The organism is Sandaracinus amylolyticus (genome assembly GCF_000737325.1).
GTDB classification, from domain to species: Bacteria; Myxococcota_A; Polyangia; order Polyangiales; family Sandaracinaceae; genus Sandaracinus; species Sandaracinus amylolyticus.
Window position 1 is genome coordinate 6,298,725 of sequence record NZ_CP011125.1, and the last position, 21,801, is coordinate 6,320,525.

11 protein-coding genes are annotated in these 21,801 nt (G+C 74.6%); all 11 read right to left on the reverse strand.

The genetic code is table 11. The features are described from left to right. Positions 1-2 precede the first annotated feature (2 nt). Positions 3-3,812 carry an AAA family ATPase gene (locus tag DB32_RS26480; protein ID WP_053235425.1) on the reverse strand — a complete coding sequence of 1,270 codons (3,810 nt, stop codon included), beginning with the start codon at positions 3,810-3,812 and terminating at the stop codon, positions 3-5. Then, entirely contained in the window at positions 3,809-5,158 is a 1,350-nt protein-coding gene (locus tag DB32_RS26485; RefSeq protein WP_053235426.1) for an exonuclease SbcCD subunit D C-terminal domain-containing protein, read from the reverse strand. The genes DB32_RS26480 and DB32_RS26485 overlap by 4 nt, the downstream gene beginning before the upstream one ends. A 50-nt stretch (positions 5,159-5,208) precedes the next feature. Further along, positions 5,209-6,549, reverse strand: coding sequence for a PQQ-dependent sugar dehydrogenase (locus DB32_RS26490; protein ID WP_053238965.1), 1,341 nt, complete (start codon positions 6,547-6,549; stop codon positions 5,209-5,211). Between the two features lie 36 nt (positions 6,550-6,585). Beyond that, positions 6,586-7,059, reverse strand: coding sequence for a hypothetical protein (locus tag DB32_RS26495; protein WP_053235427.1), 474 nt, complete (start codon positions 7,057-7,059; stop codon positions 6,586-6,588). Positions 7,060-7,102: 43 nt separating this feature from the next. Further along, positions 7,103-9,430 carry a VCBS repeat domain-containing M23 family metallopeptidase gene (locus DB32_RS49670; protein ID WP_157069412.1) on the reverse strand — a complete coding sequence of 776 codons (2,328 nt, stop codon included), beginning with the start codon at positions 9,428-9,430 and terminating at the stop codon, positions 7,103-7,105. Further along, a complete protein-coding gene (locus tag DB32_RS26505; RefSeq protein WP_053235429.1) occupies positions 9,427-11,922 on the reverse strand; it encodes an FG-GAP repeat domain-containing protein in 2,496 nt (831 codons plus the stop codon). Before DB32_RS26505 ends, DB32_RS49670 begins: the two co-directional genes overlap by 4 nt. Before the next feature lie 443 nt (positions 11,923-12,365). Beyond that, complete coding sequence (locus DB32_RS26510; RefSeq protein ID WP_053235430.1) at positions 12,366-12,590, reverse strand: hypothetical protein; 225 nt, start codon at positions 12,588-12,590, stop codon at positions 12,366-12,368. Positions 12,591-13,189: 599 nt separating this feature from the next. Next, complete coding sequence (locus DB32_RS26515; RefSeq protein WP_053235431.1) at positions 13,190-13,504, reverse strand: four helix bundle protein; 315 nt, start codon at positions 13,502-13,504, stop codon at positions 13,190-13,192. 1,228 nt (positions 13,505-14,732) lie between these two features. Beyond that, positions 14,733-18,017 (reverse strand): MopE-related protein, encoded by a 3,285-nt coding sequence (locus DB32_RS26520; protein ID WP_157069413.1) that lies wholly within the window; start codon positions 18,015-18,017, stop codon positions 14,733-14,735. Between the two features lie 29 nt (positions 18,018-18,046). Further along, complete coding sequence (locus tag DB32_RS26525; protein WP_053235433.1) at positions 18,047-18,517, reverse strand: hypothetical protein; 471 nt, start codon at positions 18,515-18,517, stop codon at positions 18,047-18,049. 39 nt (positions 18,518-18,556) lie between these two features. Continuing rightward, positions 18,557-21,745 carry an error-prone DNA polymerase gene (locus DB32_RS26530; protein ID WP_053238966.1) on the reverse strand — a complete coding sequence of 1,063 codons (3,189 nt, stop codon included), beginning with the start codon at positions 21,743-21,745 and terminating at the stop codon, positions 18,557-18,559. Positions 21,746-21,801: the final 56 nt, after the last annotated feature.

A 21,801-nucleotide genomic window follows, 5' to 3' on the forward strand; every position in this document is an offset into this window, starting at 1 on the left:
GATCACGACACCACCTCGACCACGCTCTCGGCGTGCCCGGCGGGGCGCACCTCGACGCGCGCCGCGAAGCGCTCCGCCATCGCCGCGACGTGCGACACGACGCCGACCTGGCGTCCGCTCGCCTGCAGCGCGTCGAGCGCTGCGAGCACGACCTCGAGGCTCTCCGCGTCGAGCCCGCCGAAGCCCTCGTCGATGAACAGCGAGTCCACCGGGACGCGCCGCGCCGTCATCGACGCGAGCGCCAGCGCGAGCGCGAGCGAGACCAGGAACGTCTCGCCGCCCGACAGGCTCTTGATGCCGCGGATCTCGTCGCCCATCTCGCGGTCGACGACCTGCACGCCGAGCTCCGCGCCCGGCGTGCGGCGGAGCGCGTACCGCGGCGCGAGGCGATCGAGCTGCGCGTTCGCGTGGTCGAGCAGCAGCTCGAGCGTGAGGCCCTGCGCGAAGACGCGGAACCGCTTGCCGTCGGCCGAGCCGATCAGCGCCTCCAGCGTGGCCCAGGTGCCGACGCGCGCGCGCTGTGCCTCGATGCGACGCACGATCTCGGCGCGCTCGGCGCGCTGGCGATCGTCGCGCGCCAGCGCGTCCTCGAGCGACGCGAGGAACCGTCGCGCCACGTTCTCGGCCTCGCGCGCCCGCGCGAGCTCGCGATCGATCGCGTCGCGCGCGACCAGCCCGTCGGGCGGCGCGGCATCGTGGGCCTCGCGACGCCGCACGCGCTCCGCGAGCACGGCGTGCCCACGCGCTCGGCGCTCGTCGAGCACGGCGAGCTCGCGTCGCCACGCCGCGAGCTCCTCGCGCGGGCGCGCCAACACGCGACGCAGCGCGCGCTCGTCGAGCCCCGACGCCCGCAATGCGTCGTCGAGCCGCGCGCGTGCTTCGTGCAGCTCCCGCGCGCGCTCCGCGTGCGCCCGGGCCGCGGCCGATGCAGCCTCGAGCGCCGCCGCGAGCGCCGTCTCCGCGCGTGCTCGAGCCTGGGCCGCGGACTCGCGCGAAGCGCGCCCACGATCGCACGCCGTGCGCGCCGCCGCCTCGAGCGCGTCGAGGTCGTCGGCGCCGAGCGCGCTCCGCCGCGCCGCGATCGCCGCGACCTCTGCCTCCGCGCGCGCCCGCGCGGCGCGCGCGTCGTCCTCGTCGCGCTTCGCGCCAGCCTCCGCGTCCGCGGCGCGCGCCGCATCCGTCTCGAGCGCCGCGAGCGCGGTGCGCGCGCGTGCTTCGTCCCGACGGGCCTCGGCGCACGTCGCGAGCGCGCGCTGGACGTCGAGCAGCTTCACGCGATCGAGCTCGTCGAGCGAGCCGACGTGCGCCTCGACCGCCGCGCGCCACGTCGCGATGCGCGCCGCGCTCTCCTCGAGCTCGGCGAGCGCGCGCGCGTGCTCCCGCTGGTGCTCCGCGGCGGCGTGCCGCACGGCCTCGAGCGCGCCCTCGGCGTCGCGCGCCGCGCGCTCGACCTGCGCGAGCCCCGACGCCGCGCGATCGCGTTCCTGGGATGCGCCTTCCACCGCCCGCTCGGCGCCCTCGCGCGCGGACAGCGCAGCGAGCACCCGGGCACGCGCGTCCTCGAGCGCGCCGGCCCACGCATCGTCGATCTCGCGAGAAGCGAGCGGCTCCGCCCACATCGGCGTGACGAGCGGCGCACCGGTCGCGCCACCGGGGTGCAAGCCCTCGCTCGGCGCGCCGGCGAGCCGCGTGCCCGCGCTCGACCACCACGCCGCGAGCGACTCGAGCGCTCTCGCGCGCGACGCCTGACGCGCGCGCTCCGACTCCTCCGTCGCTTCCCGCTCGGCGGCGACCGCGGCCTCGGCCGCGCGCTGCGACGCGACGCGCTCCGAGCCGATCTCCGCCTCGGCCGTCGCCAGCGTGCGCTCGAGCGCGACCACCGCCTCGCGCAGCTCCGCGGCGCGCGCCCGCTGCGCGTCGACGAGGGCTGCCGGCGCGTGGCGCGCGTAGGGATGATCCAGCGCGCCGCACAGCGGGCACGCATCTCCGTCGCGCAGCTCCGAGCGCAGCTGCGCGAAATCGAGCATCGCGGCCGCGAGATCGCGCGCGCGCTCCGCCTCGACCAGCCGCGCACGCGCGGACGGCAGCGCGCTCAGCGCCGCGGCACGACGCGCCTCGGCACGCTCGACCGCGAGGCGCGCCGCGCGCTCCGAGGCCCTCACCGTCGCAGCGCGTGCAGCCGCCGCCGACGCTCGCCGCGCAGCCTCGCCGATCGTCACCAGCGCCGAGCGCGCGGCCCCGAAGCGCTCGAGCGCGTCGCGGAGCTCGTGCGCCGGGAGCTCGCGCCCCAGCGCATCTCGACGCGACGCGAGCCGCTCGGTCGCCGCGTCGAGGGCGGCGCGCCAGCGCTGGGCGTCGAGGATCGCCTCCTCCAGCGCGCGCGTCCGCGGCGCGGTCTGGGCCGCCACCCGCTCGCGACGCTCGGCGGCCTCCCGCAGCGCGTCCCGCGCGGCGATCAGCCGCTCGAGCCGCTCGATCACCCGCGCCGCGTCGTCCTCGGCGATGCCGTCGAGCTCGCCCAGCGCACGACGGCGCGCGACGGCCGACGCGATCTGGTCGTGCAACGTCGCCAGACGCGCGCCGTGCGCCGCGCGCTCCGCGCCTCGCCGCGCCGACACCTCCGCCGCGCGCGACGCACGCGCCGCGGACTCGTCCATGCGCGTGCGCGCCACGGCGAGCTCGCGATCGAGCGCCCTGCCCTCCCGCACCACCGGTCCGAGCGCGTCGGCGCGCGCTCGCGCATCGCGCTCCTCCGCGTCGGCTCGCGCGAGCGCCTCGTTCGCCTCGGCGCGCGCGCGCTCGGCCGACGCGACCACCGCATCGGCGGCGACGTGGGCGTCTCGCGCGCCTCGCGCGGCCTGCTCCGCGCGATCGAGCGCTTCGAGCGGCGCGCGCAGCGGCTCCGCGAGCTGCGCCTCCTCGATGTCGCGGCGGCGCGCCTCCGCGAGGTCCAGCTGACCATCGAGCTCCGCGAGCTCGCGCCGGGAGTCCGCTTCCTCGCGCGCCCAGAGGTCGCGCTCGTTCCACCACCGCGCGTGCGCCTCGAGCGTCTTCACGCGCTCGGCCGCGCGCGCGACCTCGAGCCTCCGCTCGGGCAGGCTCGCCTCCTGGGCACGACGCGCCTCGTCGTCCATCGGCGCGACGTACGCGAGCCCTTCTTCGAGCCGCTCCAGCGCGCTCCGCTCCTCGCGCGCGCGACGCGCCGCTTCGATCGAGATGCGCCCGTAGATCTCGGTGCCGGTCATGCGCTCGAGCAGCTCGGCGCGATCGCGATCGTCCGCCTCGAGGAACGCCGCGAAGCGTCCCTGCGCGAGCAGCACCGCGCGCTGGAACTGCGCGAACGAGAGCCCCAGGCGCTCCTCGATCGCCGCGAGCACCTCGCCCTTGCGCGTGCCCGACACCGCGCGGCCAGTGTCGACGTCGACCAGCGACATCGTGGTGTCCTGCAGCCGTCCGTCGGGCTGACCGCGCGCCCGCCGCACCTCCCAGCGCGCGCGGTACACACGGCCGTCGATGCCGCGGAAGTCCACCTCCGCGTGCCCGCGCCCCGCGCCGCGACGCAGCAGGTTCCGAGGATCGCCCGCGGTGCGCGCGTCCTCCTCGGTCCCGATGCGCTCGCCGCGACCCGTCAGGCGCGGTGTGCGGTCGTAGAGCGCGACGCACAGCGCATCGAGCAGCGTGCTCTTCCCCGCGCCCGTCGGGCCGACGATCGCGAACACGCCCGCGTCGCGCAGCGGCGACGCGTCGAGCGCGAGCTCGAAGCGGCGCGCGAGGCTCGCCAGCCCCTCGCCCCGGATCGCGAGGATCTTCACGGCCCGCTCTCCGTGCCCACGACCGCGGCGCGCACCTCGTCGAACGCCGCGAGCACGTCCGCCGGAGGCTCGCCCTCCTGCTCGAGCGCCCAGCGCCGGAGGAACACCTCGCGCACGTCGAGCTCCGCGAGCTCGCGCAGGCTCGCGCCCTCCTCGGTGCCCGGCGACGATCCCGTGCGCGCCTGCTCCACGGTGAGCTTCACGAGCCGCACCGGCAGCCCCGCGAGCGCCTCGTCCACCCGGGCCCGCAGCGCGGGCTCCGCGCGCTCGAGCCGCACCCGCGCCTCGACCCACGGCCACCGGTTCTCCGGCGCCCCCCGCGCGGCGCGCACCACCTCGTCGTCCTCGAGCGCGCGCAGCGCCGCGAGCGCCTCGTCGATCGGCGCCGGACCGCTCTTCGGCACGCGCAGGATCGCCACCGAGCGCGGCACCCGGTGCCCCGCCTGCGCGACGATGCGCGCGCCCTCGAACGTGACCAGCCGCACCTCGTGCGGATAGCTCTCCTCGCCGAGCGCGAGCGGGATCGGCGACCCCGAGTACCGCACGTCCGGCCCCGCGACCTCCTGAGCCCGCACCTCCTGAGCCCGCACCTCCTGAGCCCGCACCTCCTGAGCGAGGTGCAGGTGGCCGAGCGCGACGTAGGTCGCGTCCTCGGGGAACACCGAGCGCGGCAGCGCGCCCGCGACCCCGCCGATCACGGGACGCTCGCTCCCGTCCGACACCGCCGCGCCCGCGACGTGACAGTGCCCGGTGACGATCAATGCCTGGTCGTCGCGCCGCACCGTCCGGGCATGCGCGGCGACCTCGTCGTAGACGCGCCGTGCGCCGCGCGCGATGCGCGCCGCGGGATCTTCCTCGCCCGCGTCGGGATCGAGCGCCGGCAGATCACACGCGCGCAGGTACGGCACCGCGAGCGCCCACGCCGCGACCTCGCCGTCCGCGTGCAGCGGCACGACGAGCGGCTCGGGATCGATCCGCTGATCGCGCCCGCGCCCGACCCACGGCACCGCGCCCACGATGCGCACCCGCAGCGATCGCAGCACCGGATCCGGCGCCGCCAGTCGCGACGGCGAGTCGTGGTTGCCCGCGACGATCACCACGTCGATCGCCGGACAGCGCGCCCGCAGCGCGGCGAGGAGCTCGAAGAGCTGCGCCTGCGCCGCGCCCGACGGGCTCGCGCTGTCGAACACGTCCCCCGCGATCACCAGCGCGTCGACCCGCTGTCGCTCCAGCAGCTCGATGAGCCACGTGAAGAACGCCGCGTGCTCCGCCTCGCGCGAGCGGCCGTGCAGGGCGTGCCCGAGGTGCCAGTCGGCGGTGTGGCAGAGCGTGAAGCGGCGCGGCATCGGCGCGTCCGACGCGCCCGCATCGGCGCGTCTGACGCGGCGACCTTATCTCACCGGCGCTCGCCCACGTACTGCACGCGGTAGATCCGCCCGTTCGTCTCCTCGGTGAACAGCAGGCTCCCGTCGGGCGCGATCGCCACGCCGACCGGGCGCCCCCATACCTCCGGCCCCGCGGGATCGAGGAGGAATCCGTCGACGAACTCCTCGTACCCGCCGCGCGGTCGACCGCTCTCGTCGAAGGGCACCAGGGCGATCCCGTACCCGGTGCCGAGCCGCCGGTTCCACGATCCGCGGAACGCGACGAACGCCGATCCGCGGTATCGCTCGGGGAACGTCGCGCCGTCGTAGAACGCGATCCCCAGCGACGCGCTGTGCGCCTGGAACAGCACCTCGGGCGTCACCGTGCGGCGCGCCTCCTCGGGCAGCGGACGATCCGCGAGCCTCGGGTCGCGCCGATCCGGCGTCAGGTACACCCACGGCCAGCCGTAGAACTGTCCCTCCTCGAGGTGCGCGAGGTAGTCGGGCACCAGATCGTCGCCGAGCTCGTCGCGCTCGTTGACCGTCGTCCAGAGCGCGCCGGTGCGCGGATGGAACGCGAGGCCCACCGGGTTCCGCAGCCCCGACGCGAACGTCCTGCGCCCGCTGCCGTCGAGCCCCATCACCTGCACCGAGGCGCGCGGCAGCGGCTCGGGATCCGAGTTGCTCTGCGAGCCGACCGACACGAAGAGCTGCGAGCCGTCGGGCGATGCGACGACGTTCCGCGTCCAGTGCTGGCGGTAGCCGCCGCCCGGGAGCTCGGTGATGCGCTCGCCTTCGCCCTCGAGCGCGCGCTGCCCTTCGCGGTAGGGCCAGCGCCGCACCTCGTCCTGGTTGCCCACGAAGAAGAAGCCGCCCGCGAACGCCATCCCGAACGGCATGTCGAGGCGATGCCCGCGCTCGTCGTCCGCGAACACCGTGCGCTCGTCGGCGGCGCCGTCTCCGTCGCGATCGGCGAGCAGCGTGATGCGGTTGTCGCGCGTCTCGGTGACGAGGATCTCGCCGCTCGGCGTCACGCGCAGCCAGCGCGGCATGCGGAGCTCGCTCGCGAAGACGTTCACCTCGAAGCCCGCGGGCACGCGCAGCGTCGCGTCCTGCGGCGGCGGCATCTCGCGCGGGCGACGGCGCACCTCGGTCTCGCGCGGGGGCGGCAGGTCCTCGAGCCGGATCTGGAACGTGCGCGGCTCGAGCGTCGTCGTGCGCACGAGGCCGGCGGTGCGCCTCGCGGACGGTGTCGCGGGCGGTGGCGCGGGGGCGCGGGGCGGCGAGCTCGTCTGCGCGCTCGGGCGCTCCTCGCGCGAGGAGCTCGCACATCCGATCAGCGAGACGATCACGATCGCCGCGAGCGCGCGCATCGCGACGCACATGAGACCGGCGCGCGCCGTGATCAATCAGCCCGCGATCCACGCGAGCAGATCGACGAGGTGGGTCCCTCCGAACACCGCGCCGCCGACGAACGCCATCGCGGCGCCGAGCCCGACCCACGCCGGCGCGTCGCGCAGCGACGTCGCGCCGCCGGCACCGAACGCCACGAGCCACACGCCGGCGTTGAGCGCGCCGCCCGCGAGCACGATCGGGCGCGGGTGGTAGTAGCCCTCGTGCATCTGCGAGATCGACATGGCGCACAGGACGAGCCCGACCGCGATCAGCGCGGCGCCCTGCCCTCGCGCGACCAGCGCGCCGCGACGGCGCGCCTCCTCGAGCTCGATCACCGCGCGCGCGCTCTCGGCGCGCTGTCGTGCGCGCCTTCGCTCGGCGTCGACGCGCTCCAGCTCGTCGGGTAAGTCGGCCCGCCGCACCACGACCCCACGGGGCTTCTCCGGCGCGGGCGGAGCGGGACGGCGATACGGGTCGCGCGAAGACACGCGGGTAGTCTACGCGCGACCCGGAGCACGTGATTCCCGAGCCTCAGGTGCGCCGGCGGCGGAGCGCGAGCACCACGCCGAGCACCAGCACGAGCACGAGCGGCGGCGATCCGCGCGACACGCCGCACGCGCAGCCACCGCGCACGGTGCCGCCTCCGCTCGTGCCCGCGTCGCCGCGCGGGATCGTGCCGCCGTCGATCACCGGCACGTCGCACCGGAGCGACTCGTCGATCGCTCCGTCGCAGTCGTCGTCGGCGTCGTTGCAGATCTCGTCGGTCGCGTGCTCGTCGACCTCGCCGTCGCAGTCGTCGTCGCGCCCGTTGCACGACTCCATCTCGGCGCGGCACGCGTGGCCCGCGCTGAGGATCGTCGACCAGTAGCGCGGCTCGACCCAGCCGCCCGCGTCGGTGAGCTCGTCGAGCGTCACCGCCGCGCCGAAGCCCTCGCCGGTCGACGGATGGCAGCGCCAGCCCGCGCCGGCGCGCGCGCAGACGTCGTCGAGCCCGTCGCCGTCGAAGTCGGCGAGGCGCATCGTCTGGTAGTGGCGCGCCTGCGACCAGCCCGACTCGTCGCTCCACTCGGGCCCGGCGCGCTGCACGAACGCGCTGCCGTCCCACGCGAAGCAGGTGACGCCCGCGTTGGCGCGCGCGCAGAGATCGTCGGCGCCGTCGCCGTCGATGTCGCCGACGCGCAGCGTCGCGTAGTTCGCGATGTCGTCCCAGCCGCTCTCGTCCGACATCGGATGCACGATCACCGGCTCGCCGAAGCCGCTCCCGGTGCCGCGCACGCAGCGCAGATCGGTCGAGCTGCGCGCGCAGAGATCACCGAGCCCGTCGCCGTCGAAGTCGACGAGGCGCAGCGTGCTCCAGTAGCGCATCGCGCCCCAGCCGCTCTCGTCGCTCCACCGCGGGCCCTCGACGCGCGTGTCGAATCCGTCGCCGCTCGACAGCCAGCACTCGACGCCCGCCGCCGCGCGCGCGCAGACGTCGGCGCGACGATCGCCGTCGAGATCGCCCATGCGGATCGTCCCGTAGTGCCGCGCCGCGCCCCACCCGCTCTCGTCGCTCCACCGCGGGCCCTCGATGCGGCGATCGAAGCGCGCTCCGTCGGAGAGCCAGCACCCGAAGCCGGCGCGATCGCGCGCGCAGAGATCGTCGCGACCATCGCCGTTCACGTCCGCGAGGCGCAGCGTCGTGTAGTACTGCGGCAGGCCCGACGCGTTCTCGTCGGAGAGCCCGGCGAGCCACGTCGTGTGCCCGTCGAACCCGCTGCCGTTCGAGCGCGCGCAGAGCACGTCGCCGTCCGATCGCGCGCACACGTCGGCGCGTCCGTCGCCGTTCACGTCGCCCATGCGCAGCGTCGCGTAGTTCGTCGGGTCGCTCCACCCGTTCACGTCGCTCCACGGGATCGGCGCCCACTCGGCGCTCCAGCCGCTCGCGCTCGCGGGCCAGCAGCGCACGCCCGCGCCGCCGCGCGCACACAGGTCCGCGCGCCCGTCCGCATCGACGTCGGTGGATCGCGGCGGCGCGTACGCCGAGGGCTGCTCGTTCAAGAGCTCGATCTCGCAGACGTCGTCCTCGTCGGCGGTGCCGTCGCAGTCGTCGTCGCGCCCGTTGCACACGTCGGCGCTCGGCTGCGGCGCGTCGCACGCGCCCCAGCCGCCGCCCGAGCACGCCTCCGTCCCGCTGCCGCACGCGCTCGAGCACGCGCGCGTCACGCCCTCGTCGACGCGACCGTCGCAGTCCTGATCGCGCCCGTCGCACGTCTCCGCGCTGGGCGCGCAATCGCACGTCGCGCCCGGCGTCTGCGGGTACGCGCGCTGCTCGGTCCACACCGAGACCGGCCCGCCGCACGCGCCGCGGAACGGATCGTCGGCGGGCGCGCCGGCGCGCGGGTGGTAGCCGAAGTGGAGGTGCGGTCCGGTGCTGCAGCCGCTCGACGCGGAGTGCCCGATCGTCTGCCCGCACGACACCGCGTCGCCGACGCGCACGCGCATGCCGCCGCTCTGCATGTGGCAGTAGAGCGTCTCGGAGCCGTCGGCGTGCCGCAGGCGCACCTGGTTGCCGCAGAGCCCGCCGCAGGGGCTGCAGTTGTAGCCGACGTCGGGACAGCCCGTCATGACCGAGATGACCTGCCCCGCCGCCGCGGCGAGCACTGGCGTGCCCATCGGGATCCCGAAGTCCGTGCCGGTGTGTCCGTCGTAGGTGCGACCGCCGCAGACGTAGTCGGCCAAGCCGCCGCCCGGCCCGTTGGTGTCGAAGTGCGCGGTGATCGGCGCGCTCTCCGACGCGAACGGACGGCGGAAGCGCGCCTGCGCCGACGCGCTCGCGGGCACGAGCGCGACGAGCAGGAGAACGCCGAGCCGCCTCATCGCCGCCGCGCCGCCCACAGGGCGATCGCGATCATCACGAGCGCGATCGGCGAGCCGCCGCCGGCGCCGCCGGCGCTGCACCCGCCCGACACGCGCCCGTGCGCCGCCGTGCCGCCGTCGGGCGCGTCGCCGCGCACGCCGCCGTCACCGCCGGTCGACGGCGGCTCGCACGAGAGGCCGTCGTCGACCTCGCCGTCGCAGTCGTCGTCGCGCTCGTTGCACGTCTCGTCGGTCGCGTGCTCGTCGATCTCGCCGTCGCAGTCGTCGTCGACGTCGTTGCAGATCTCGTCGGTCGCGTGCTCGTCGATCTCGCCGTCGCAGTCGTCGTCGCGCCCGTTGCACGACTCCGTCTCGGCGCGGCACGCGTGGCCCGCGCTGAGGATCGTCGACCAGTAGCGCGGCTCGACCCAGCCGCCTGCGTCGGTGAGCTCGTCGAACGTCACCGCCGCGCCGAAGCCCTCGCCGGTCGACGGATGGCAGCGCCAGCCCGCGCCCGCGCGCGCGCACACGTCGTCGAGCCCGTCCCCGTCGAAGTCGGCGAGGCGCATCGTCTGGTAGTGGCGCGCCTGCGACCAGCCCGACTCGTCGCTCCACTCGGGCCCGGCGCGGCGCGCGAACGCGCTGCCGTCCCACGCGAAGCAGACGACGCCCGCGTTGGCGCGCGCACAGAGATCGTCGGCGCCGTCGCCGTCGAGATCGCCCACGCGCAGCGTCGCGTAGTTCGCGATGTCGCTCCAGCCGCTCTCGTCCGACATCGGATGGACGATCACCGGCTCGCCGAAGCCGCTCCCGGTGCCGCGCACGCAGCGCAGATCGGTCGAGCTGCGCGCGCACAGATCACCGAGCCCGTCGCCGTCGAAGTCGACGAGGCGCAGCGTGCTCCAGTAGCGCATCGCGCCCCAGCCGCTCTCGTCGCTCCACCGCGGGCCCTCGACGCGCGTGTCGAATCCGTCGCCGCTCGATCGCCAGCACTCGACGCCCGCCGCCGCGCGCGCGCACACGTCGGCGCGCCGATCGCCGTCGAGGTCGCCCATGCGGATCGTCCCGTAGTGGCGCGCCGCGCCCCAGCCGCTCTCGTCGCTCCACCGCGGGCCCTCGATGCGGCGATCGAAGCGCGCTCCGTCGGAGAGCCAGCACCCGAAGCCGGCGCGATCGCGCGCGCAGAGATCGTCGCGACCATCGCCGTTCACGTCGGCGAGGCGCAGCGTCGTGTAGTAGCGCGGCTGGTTCCACGCGTTCTCGTCGGAGAGCCCGGCGCGCCACGTGGTGTGCGCGCCGAAGCCGGTGCCGCTCGACACCGCACAGAGCACGTCGGCGTTCGAGCGCGCGCACACGTCGGCGCGCCCGTCGCCGTTCACGTCGCCCATGCGCAACGTCGCGTAGTTCGTCACGTCGTTCCAGCCGCTCGCGTCGCTCCACGGGATCGCGGCCCAGGGCGCGCTCCATCCGCTCGCGCTCGCGGTCCAGCAGCGCACGCCGCCGTAGCCGCGCGCGCAGAGGTCGGCGCGACCGTCGGCGTCGACGTCGGTCGAGCGCGGCGCCGCGTACGCCGCGGGCTGCTCGTTCAGCAGCGCGACCTCGCAGAGATCGCCCTCGTCGGTGCGCGCGTCGCAGTCGTCGTCGCGGCCGTTGCACGACTCCGCGACGGGCTGCGGCGCGTCGCACGCGCCCCATCCGCCGCCCGAGCACGCCTGGGTGCCCGCGCCGCACGCGCTCGAGCACGCGCGCGTCACGTTCTCGTCGGTGCGCCCGTCGCAGTCGTCGTCGCGCCCGTTGCACGACTCGGCGGCGGGCGTGCAGCGCGGGACGACCCAGAAGTCCGCGCCCATCTCGTTGAACACGTTGCGCGTGTTGTCGCGGTAGTGCGCGTAGCGCTGCGAGAAGCACGAGTAGCTCGGCGCGCAGCCGTTGTAGTAGTGGGTGACGGTGCGGATCCACGCGTCCCAGCGCCCGTTGCCGACGCGCACGCCGTTCATCCACGCGATCGCCTGGGCGCGGGTGTCGACGCCCGAGACGTACGCGCTGCGCACCACCATGCTCGCGACGAAGTCGACCGCCGCCTGGGTGTTCCCCGCGATGCTGAGGATGCGCGTGCCCTCGCGGCGCAGCGTGTCGTCGAACGTGCCGGCGTCGAACTGGAACATGCCGAGGCCGCCCTGGCGCGCCGAGCACGGTCCGTCGCCCGCGCCCGCCACGACGGGCCCGCCGCCGCAGTCGCTGCTGTTCGGGCCCTGACAGGCCCAGGTCAGCTCGCGCCAGCAATGCGACATCTGGGTCTCGGCGTCGGCGATGCCCGCGAGCAGCCAGCCCTGGGTCATGCCCGCGGCGTAGGCGGCGTCGCGGATCTGCCCGGCGCGCACGCGACGCTGCGCGGCGGTGAGCTCGGACGCGACGACGCCGACCTCGCCGTCGCTCATCGCCATCGGAGCGCGTGGCTCGTTGGTGCAGGCCGCGAGGAAGACGCAGAGGAGCGAGAGGGAGAGAGCGCGCATTCGAGCGCGCACTACTCAAGCGACGTGCCGGACGTGGAGCGGCGCGCGAGGATCGTGATGCGGCGTGGAGGTCGCGCGGGCGCGCGCGGATGCGACGAGGCGGCGCGCGCAGGCGGGCGGAGCGTCCGGGAGTTGATCGGACTGCGGACCGCACGCCGCGGTGCGGACCGGGCCGCTCGATCACGCCGTGGGCTGGCTGCGCGCCTCCCATCGACGTCGCGCGAGGAACGCGTGAGGCGTCGTCCGCATGGGGCGACCCTATTCGAGGGCATCCGTCCCGGCTACGCCTCGCGCCGAACGCGCGCGCAGCCACTCGGGAACGGAGTCGCTGGACAACAGATCTCTCTTGGCGATCGCTAACGTTAGAGATTCGGAACAGATCTCTGTTGCCCAGCGGCGTCGTTCCGCCCTCGGCAACAGATCTCCGTTGCTCGGCGACGTCGTTACGCCCTCGGCAACAGATCTCCGTCGCTCAGCGACGTCGTTACGCCTTCGGCGACAGTCTCTGTCGGCGCGGCGAGAACGAGACCGCCGCGCCAACCGAGCTCGGTTGGCGCGGCGACGACGTCAGCGTGCACGGCCCGCAAGGGCGCTTCCGGTGAGGCGATCTCGAGGACGCGCTCGTCGGCGCGCGGTGGTGCGATCTCGAGGACGATCTGGGTGCTCACCGTGAGGCTTCGGTGTGCACGTTCGCGCAAGGGCGCGCTGGCGCGCGCTCGCGCTCACAGCTGTTTCGGTTGGGTCTCGGCACGCGGCCGCTCGTGGTGGGGTTGCTTCGCGAGCGCGCGATCTCGAGTCCCCGCGGATCCAGCTCGGGGGCGTGATCTCGAGGACGATCGCGTCGCTTTCGCGAGCGCGATCTCGAGGACGATCTGGGTGCTCACCGTGAGGCTTCGGTGTGCACGTTCGCGCAAGGGCGCGCTGGCGCGCGCTCGCGCTCACAGCTGTTTCGGTTGGGTCTCGGCGAGCGGGCCGCTCGTGGTGGGGTTGCTTCGCGAGCGCGCGATCTCGGTCCCCGCGGATCGTGCTCGGGGGCGTGATCTCGAGGACGCGCCTGAATCATCGACGCGCTCGCGATCTCGAGAACGCATCCCCGCTCTCTCTCCCCGCTCTCTCTCCCCGCTCTCTCTCCCCGCTCTCTCTCCCCGCTCTCTCTCTCCCCGCTCTCGCTCTCGCTCTCGCTCCCGCTCTCGCTCCCGCTCTCGCTCTCGCTCTCGTTCTCGTTCTCGAACGAGCCGGCGGCCTCGCGACCGCCGGCTCGTCTCTCTCATCGCGTGCAGCGCACGAGCGTCCCGATGATCCGATCCAGCCGCGCGCGCATCGCGCCGTCCACGCGCGCGGCTCCGAGCGCCTCGATGACGTCCAGGCACGCGCTCACCTCGCGCGCGCTCCCGAGCGCTGTCAGGTTCCGCGCGCGACGGTGCCCGCCGCGCACCCCCGCGCCCTCCGCGACATTGAGCGGCACGCTGATCGCGGCGCGCTCGAGCTGTCGCGCCAGCTCCGCGCTTCGCGTCCTCACCGCTTCGCCGAGCTGCGCTGCAGCGCGCACCAGCTCGACCGCGTCCGTGTAGATCCTGAGCATCGTCGTCTCCGCGCCCGGCTCGAGGTTCGACGCGCGTCAGTGCGCGCCGACCCGAGCTCGCGTGCGCAGCACCTCCGCAGGCGCGCGCAGGCGGGGTCGGGGCTCGCGCAGCGACCGCGCAGCGAAATCGATGGCGAGCCGCTGTTCGCTCGCTGTCGATTTCGTGGAGCGGCGGGCCCGCAGGGCCCGGCCTCGACGCCGCCGAGCACGCCGGCACGCTCGAGAAGCCCGAGCGACCCGCTCCGGCCTCCCGGTGGCGTGCTGTCGAAGACGCGCTCCCGCGCGGCTGCCGAGCGCGCGGGAGCGCGTGGGGGAGTGGGAGCGCGGGCGGGTGCGCGTGGGGAATGGGAGCGCGGGCGGGTGCGCGAGCGCGGGCGGGAGCGGGAGCGCGAGCGCGGGCGGGAGCGGGAGCGGGAGCGGGAGCGCGGGGCGGGAGCGGGAGGTGCTTCGCGGTCGGCGCGATCTCGAGGACGCGCTCGTCGCTTTCGAGAGCGTGATCTCGAGAACGATCTGGGTGCCCACCGTGAGGCTTCGGCGTGCACGTTCGCGCAAGGGCGCGCTGGCGCGCGCTCGCGCTCACAGCTGTTTCGGTTGGGTCTCGGCGAGCGGGCCGCTCGTGGTGGGGTTGCTTCGCAAGCGCGCGATCTCGAGTCCCCGCAGATCGTGCTCGCGGGCGCGATCTCGCGGACATGCTCGTCGGCTTGCGGTGAGGTGATCTCGAGGACGATCTGGGTGCCCACCGTGAGGCTCGGCGTGCACGTTCACGCAAGGGCGCGCTGGCGCGCGCTGGCGCACTCGGATGCTCACTGCGAGCGATCCGTGACCGCACGTCCGCGCGCCCTCCCCGATCTCGCGCGACAGCGCGCACACGCGCGAAGCGCGGTGCTACACGCGAGCGTCCGGGCCGCGGCGAAGCGCGGACCGGTCGCGAGCCATCTCACCCCAAGCCAGCGAGACGGCAGAACCGCGGTACCGGGCGGGGGGTGGAGGGGCCGGCGCCCTCGTGCGACGGGGGCCGCCGAGGCCGACCACAGACTGATCGAAGCATCGCGGCAGAGCGCGAAGCGCGCGCCGCGATGCGACCACCGCGTCCCGACGCTCGCGCCCTCTCATGACAGCAGCCCGGGAGCACACAGGGCGTCGGCCCCTCCACCCCCCGCCTCACGCCGAAGCCCCTCCGAACGTCTCCGAGGCGGCCCCTCCACCCCCCGCCTCACGCCGAAGCCTCTCAGGGCAATCCACGCACCGGGATCACGACTCCGCGACCCAATTGCCCCGTGTCGTCGTCCCCCCAGCACATCACCCGACCGCCCGTCACGAGCGCGCAGTTGAAGCCCCAGCCCGCCGCGAGCGCCGTCGCGCCCGTCACGCCGACGACGCTCACCGGCGCCACCGCACCCGCGCCGGTGCCGTCGCCGGTCGCCTCGCCGGCGCCCCAGCAGCGCACGGTGCCGTCGGCCACGATCGCGCAGGTGTTCTCGCTGCCGGCCGCGAGCGCGCGCAGCCCGGTGAGCGCGGGCCCCGTCGTCGGTCGCGCCGCGTCGACCGTGCCGCCGTCGCCGAGCTGTCCGGTGCCGTTCTCGCCCCAGCACGACACGCCGGCGTCGGTCGCCACGCACGCGTGCCGGCTGCCGACCGCGAGGTGCGCCGGCGCCGACGCGAGACCCATCACCGGCATCGGCACGCCGTTCGACCCGCCGATGTCGCCTCGCCCGAGCTGACCGCTGACGTTCGAGCCCCAGCACCACGAGCCGCCGGGCTGCACGCCGCACGCGAAGCCGCTGCCGAGGGCCAGCACGCCGGTGTCGATCGCCACCTCGATCGGCGTCGCGGAGTCGACGCCGCCCGGCAGGAAGCTGGACCCGCCGTCGCCCCAGCAGAAGACGTCGCCGTCGCTCTCCGTCGCGCAGCTCGTGCCCAGTGCGGCGTCGACCGAGGTCACCGTGCCGAGCCCGCCCACCACCGGCGCCGCCGTCGAGCGCACGACGAGCGTGCCGTCGCCGAGCTCGCCCTCCGCGTTGTCGCCCCAGCACCAGACCTCGCCGCCGCGCAGCGCGCAGCTGTGCCGCCACCCGAGCGCGATCGCGCTCGCGCCCGTCACGCCCGCGTCGACCGGCCCCCACGCCGGGCGGCCCGCGGGCACGCCGAGCCGCCCCTGGCCGCTCGCGCCCCAGCACCGCACGGCGCCAGAGACGATCGCGCACCCGTGCTGCGCGCCGGCCGCGATCGCGGTCGCGCCCGAGATGCCGGCGACCGGCGCCGCGAAGCGCTGACCTCCGTCGCCGACCACGGGCGAGCCGCGCTCGCCCCAGCACACCACGTCCCCCGTCGCACGCCGCACGCAGGCCGCGTGGCCCATCGCGATCTCGACCGCGTCGTCGATGCCCGCGACCGTGAGCGGACCGCGCCCGACGCCGCTGCTCACGCCGTCGCCGACCGGCAGCCCCGAGCCCCAGCAGCGCACGTGGCCGTCGGTGCACACCGCGCACGTCGCGGTGGAGCCCGCCGCGATCTCGGCGACGTCGCAGCCGACCGCGACGGTGCGTGGCGCCGACGCGGTCGAGATGGTGCCGTCGATCAAGCCGCCCGAGCCGCTGCCCCAGCAGCGGACCTCGCCGGTCGCGAGCAGCGCGCACGCGTGCAGCGAGCCGAGGTCGAGCTGGCGCACCCCCGAGAGGCCCATGACCGGGCCGGGCACGTGCGTGTCCCCGACGGTGGGGCCACGGCCGAGCTGGCTCGGCGCGCCCCAGCACCACACCGTGCCGTCGCGGCGGCGCGCGCACGCGAAGCTGCCGCCGGTGTCGACGGCGACCGCGTCGTCGATCCCGATCACGTCGATCGGCGTGTCGCTGCGCCCGACCGCGCCCGCGCCGAGCTGGCCCGAGCCGTTGTTGCCCCAGCAGCGCACGCGCCCGTTGCGCAGCCGCAAGCAGCCGTTCGAGTAGCGCAGCGAGGCCTCGACGACGTCGCTCGTGCCGGGCATCGGCGTGCTCGGACCGAGGCGGTCGGGCCCCTCGGGCTCACCGAGCGAGGCGCCGCTGCCCCAGCACAGCAGCGCTCCGTCGCTCCGCACGCCGCAGCTCGACGACGGTCCGACCCCGAGCTGCTCGAAGGCGAAGCCGCCGCTGACCGCGACCGCGCCGGGACGCGGCGCGGTCGTGCCGTCGCCGAGCTGTCCCTCGTCGTTGGCGCCCCAGCAGTACGCGGCCGTGCCCTCGAGCGCGCACGCCTCGTCGTCGGGGCCGACCTCGATCGTGCGGCGCGGCTCGCAGGTGCCGCCGTCGCAGGCGTAGCCGACGCCGCACCACGCGTTCATCGCGGGCTGGGGATCGGCGGTGCCGTCGCAGTCGTTGTCGCGCCCGTCGCAGACCTCGGGCGCGCCGAGGAACGAGAAGCGATCGGCGTCGTTGCAGTCGTCCTTCGGGAAGCCCGCCGTGCAGGTCGCGGCGAGCGGGGCGTGCCCGTCGCGATCGCCGTCTTCGGCGAGGTCCTCGCCGCCCGCGGCGGCGCCGGGGAGCGTGCAGTCGGAGTCGATGCGATCGCAGCGCTCGGTCGCGCCGGGATGGATGTCCGCGTCGCCGTCGCGGCAGTCGTTGCCGAGCGCGACGTGGCCGCTCGGGATGACGCAGTCGAGGCGCGTGACGGTGGTGCCGGGGTCGCCGTAGCCGTCGCCGTCGGAGTCGCGGTAGTAGGTGCGCGAGCCGGCCTCGTCGGTGGCGCCATCGCAGTTGTTGTCGATGCCGTCACACAGCTCGGTCGCCGCGGGGTTACGGAGGCGCACGGTGTCGTCGCAGTCGGTCGCGTCGTCCTCGACGTGCCGCGCCGGCGCGTTGCACGCCATCACCGGCGTCGCGCCCTCGCGCCCGTATCCGTCGCCGTCGTCGTCGGGGTAGTAGCTGCGGAGCGCGCCCTCGTCGCTGAGCCCGTCGCAGTCGTCGTCGAGGCCGTTGCAGCTGTCGGTCGCGCCGCGGTGCGCGGCGGCGCGGGTGTCGTCGCAGTCGGAGCCGCAGTGGCGGGTGTCGGGGGCGTCGTTGCAGCACGCGGCGTCGGGGAAGCCGTCGCCGTCGCCGTCGCGCACGCCGAAGGTGCGAGGGTCGCAGTCCTCGTCGTGGTCGGCCGCGTCGCAGACCTCGGGGTTGCCGGGGAAGCGGTTGCGATCGCCGTCGTCGCAGTCGTCGCCGCCGCACGCGATGGCGTCGCGGCCGTCGTCGTCGGCGTCGGCGTCGAGGTCGCAGGGATCGAGGCAGGCGTCGGTCTCCTCGTCGCACGCGTCGCCCTCGTCGCAGGGCGCGCTGCCGCTCGTGCAGGCGCCGCTCACGCAGCGCTCGGCGCCGTTGCAGAAGAGGTCGTCGTCGCAAGCGACGTCGGAGGTGCACTCCGGAGCCTCGCCCGCGTCGTCGTCTGGCGGCGAGGACGCGTCGGGCTCGGGCGGGGAGCTCGAAGGGCCGCCGCACGCGGCGAGCAGGACGACGAAGAGCGGAACGAGCGGAGAGGGGCCGAGCAGACTGCGCATCGCGTCCGAGATGGTACCGGGATCGGCGCTCAAGCTCCCCCGCGTTGCATCACGGGGGCGCGCGGGGCGGCGTGGCCGGCGCGCGCGAGCACGCCGTCGATCATCCGCCCGAGCGCGGGCAGCGGCTCGCCGCGGCGCTCCTCGAGCCACGCCTGCGCCTCCTCGGGCGAGCTCACGAACCCGCTCTCGAAGCGCGGCTTCTTCTGGAGCCAGCTCATCACGGTGAGCGCGCCGCGCACCGCCGCGTTGGGCGCGATGAACGCGACGTAGGGATCGTAGCCCGGCTGCTCGGTGTGCCACGCGAGCTCGGCGCGACGCTTCGCGTCGGGCACGTCGAAGCGGCCGACCACGAGCACGCACGCAGCGCGCTTGCCCGTCGTGCGCGACCACGTCGCGATCTCGTCGAGGTGCGCGAAGTGCTGCGCCCAGTCCTCGTCGGTCGCGTCGCGGAAGTACCAGACCGCGAGGCCGCGGACCGGATCGTGCGCGTGGACGTACATGAGCACCAACGTGATCCGGGTCCTGCTCGGGATCAGCGATCAATGGAAGTCGCGCGACCGCGGGACCTCCTCGGCGCTCCTCAACATGCGCTCGTCCTTGCCGAGATCGCGCAGCACCTCGGCGATCACGTGCACCACGCCGTCGGCCGACTGGATGCGTCCCTCGACCTCGAGCAACGAGGCGGTCTTGCCGACGACGTCGAAGCGCTGGAACACGTCGCGCCAGATCACGACGTTCGCGAAGCCGGTCTCGTCCTCGAGCGTCATGAACGTCACGCCGGTCGCGGTGCCCGGGCGCTGCCGACAGATGACGATGCCCGCGTAGCGCACGCGCGCGCCGTCGCGCATCGAGGCGACGGTGCGCGCGTCAGGGATGTCGCGCGCCGAGAGCGCCTCGCGGAGGCGCTCCATCGGATGACCGCGCGTGCTGTGCATGCTCGCGCGGTAGTCCCACGAGATCGACTCGCCGGGCGCGAGCGCGCGGAACTTCGCGCCCTTCTTCGCGCTCGGCGCGTCCATCACCGGGAGATCGCCCTCGTGCTCGGTCGCGAGGGCGCGCACCTCCCAGATCGCCTTGCGGCGATCGAGCCCGTAGCCCGCGAGCGCGCCCGCCTCCGCGAGCGCCTCGTGCGCGCGGCGAGAGAGGCGCACGGTGCGCACGAACGACGCGAGATCGTCCATCGCGACCTCGCTCGCCCACGCGCGCTCGAACGCGGCCTTCTCGCGGCTGCCGAAGCCGCGCACGTAGCGAAGGCCCATGCGCAGCGCCCAGCGCGGCTCGCCGGTGACGTGCTCGAGGGTGCAGTCCCACTTCGAGCGCCGCACGTCGATCGGAAGGACGCGCACGCCGTGGCGCTTGGCGTCCTCGACGATCGTCGACGGGTGATAGAAGCCCATCGGCCACGCGTTCAGCATCGAGCACGCGAAGACCGCGGGGTGGTGGCACTTGAGCCACGCGGTCACGTACGCGATGAGCGCGAAGCTCGCGGCGTGCGACTCGGGGAAGCCGTACTCGCCGAAGCCCTTGATCTGGTGGAAGACGCGCTCCGCGAAGTCCTGCGGGATCCCGTCGGCGACCATGCGCGTGATCAGGCGCTCGCGGTGCGCCTCGATGCGTCCCTTCGAGCGCCACGCGGCCATGTCGCGGCGCAGTCGATCGGCCTCGCCTCCGGAGTAGCCCGCGCACTCGATCGCGAGCTTCATGACCTGCTCCTGGAAGATCGGGACGCCGAGCGTCTTGCTCAGCACGCGCTCGAGCTTCGGGTGCGGGTACGTGACCTGCTCGAGCCCGGCGCGGCGGCGCAGGTACGGGTGCACCATGTCGCCCTGGATCGGACCGGGGCGCACGATCGCGACCTCGATCACGAGATCGTAGAAGGTGCGCGGTCGGAGGCGCGGGAGCATCGCCATCTGCGCGCGCGACTCGATCTGGAAGACGCCGACGGTGTCGCCGCGCGAGACCATCTGGAACGTCGTCGGATCTTCGGCGGGCACGGTCGCGATCTCGAGATCGATCTCGTCGTGATCGCGCAGGAGATCGAACGCGCGGTGCACGACCGTGAGCGCGCCGAGGCCGAGCAGATCGACCTTGAAGAGGCCGAGGTCCTCGACGTCCTGCTTGTCCCACTGCACGACGGTGCGCCCTTCCATCGTCGCGGGCTCGATCGGGCAGAGCGTGTCGACGGGCTCGCTGCCGAGGAGGAAGCCGCCGGGGTGGATCCCGAGGTGGCGCGGGAAGTCCTGGATCTGCCGCACGAGCGCGAGCAGGTGGCGCACCGAGGGGATCTCGAGATCGAGCCCCGCGTTCTTCATCGCCTGCTCGTCGATCGACACCGCGTACACGTCGAGCGTCTTCGCCGCGCGATCGAGCACGAGCTGCGGGAGGTCGAGCGCCTTGCCGACGTCGCGCAGCGCGCTGCGCGCGCGGTAGCGGATGAGGTTCGCGACCATCGCGGCGTGGCGGCGGCCCCAGCGCTCGTAGACGTACTGGATGACCTCCTCGCGCCGCTCGTGCTCGATGTCGACGTCGATGTCGGGCGGCTCCGCGCGCTCCTTCGAGAGGAAGCGCTCGAAGAGCAGATCCATGCGCACCGGATCGATCGCGGTGATGCCGAGGCAGAAGCAGACGATCGAGTTCGCCGCGCTGCCGCGGCCCTGACAGAGGATCCCCTTCTCGCGGCAGAACCGGACGACGTCCCACATCGTCAGGAAGTAGCCGCCGTAGTCGAGGTCCTCGATCAGCGCGAGCTCCTTCTCGATCTGCGTCATCGCGTCGTCGGGGACGCCCATCGGATAGCGACGTCGCGCGCCGTCGAGCGTCAGCGCGCGCAGCCATCCTTGCTGCGTCTCGCCCGCGGGCAGGCGCTCGGCGGGATAGACGTAGCGGATCGCGCTCATCTCGAACGTGCAGCGCGCGGCGACCTCGAGCGTGCGATCGACGGACGCGAGATCGTCCTCGAAGAGCGCGCGCATCTGCGCGGGCGTGGGCAGCTCGTGCTCCGCGTTCGCGCGGAGGTGGCGGCCCGCGGTGGTGAGCGTGACGCCGTGGCGGATGCACGTGAGCACGTCCTGCAGCGGCTGCCGCGCGCGCGTGTGATAGAGGACCTCGATCGCGGCGACGGTCGGGATCGCGCGGCGTCGCGCGACCTCGCGCAGCGCGCGCTCGAGGTCGCGATCGGGCGCCTCGAGGTGGCGCGTGAGCATCGCGTAGGCGCGGCCTTCGAACGCGTCGGCGATGCGCTCGAGCGAGCGCGCATCGGGCGCGAGCGCGATCACGCCGTCGCCGATCTCGCACAGCTCGTCCCAGGTCACGCGCGCGAGGTTCTTCGCCTCGGCCCGCGCATGGCCCTTCGAGAGCAGCTGCGCGATGCGCGCGTAGCCCTCACGGCTCTGCGCGAGGAGCACCACGCGGCGCGTGCCCGGGAGCGTCCCGCTGGTCGCGATCGCGTCACGAGGCGCGTCGCGATCGAGCACCGTCACCTGCGCGCCGACGATCACGCGTTGCGCGCCGTGCGAACGCTCTGCTTGCCCGTCGCCGCCTGCGCTCGCGAGCTCCTTGCCGCGCACGTGCGCTTTCACGACGCCGTACACGCCGTCGCGGTCGGTGATCGCGATGGCGGGCAGCGCGAGCTGGTGGGCGCGGTCGACGAGCTCCTCGGGGTGGCTCGCGCCCTCGAGGAACGAGTGGTTCGTCTTCACCCAGAGCGGGACGTACGGAGCGCGATCCACGGCGTGGATCCGATCCACTGACTGAACACAAGAGCAGTGTCAATGGACGCGAAAAA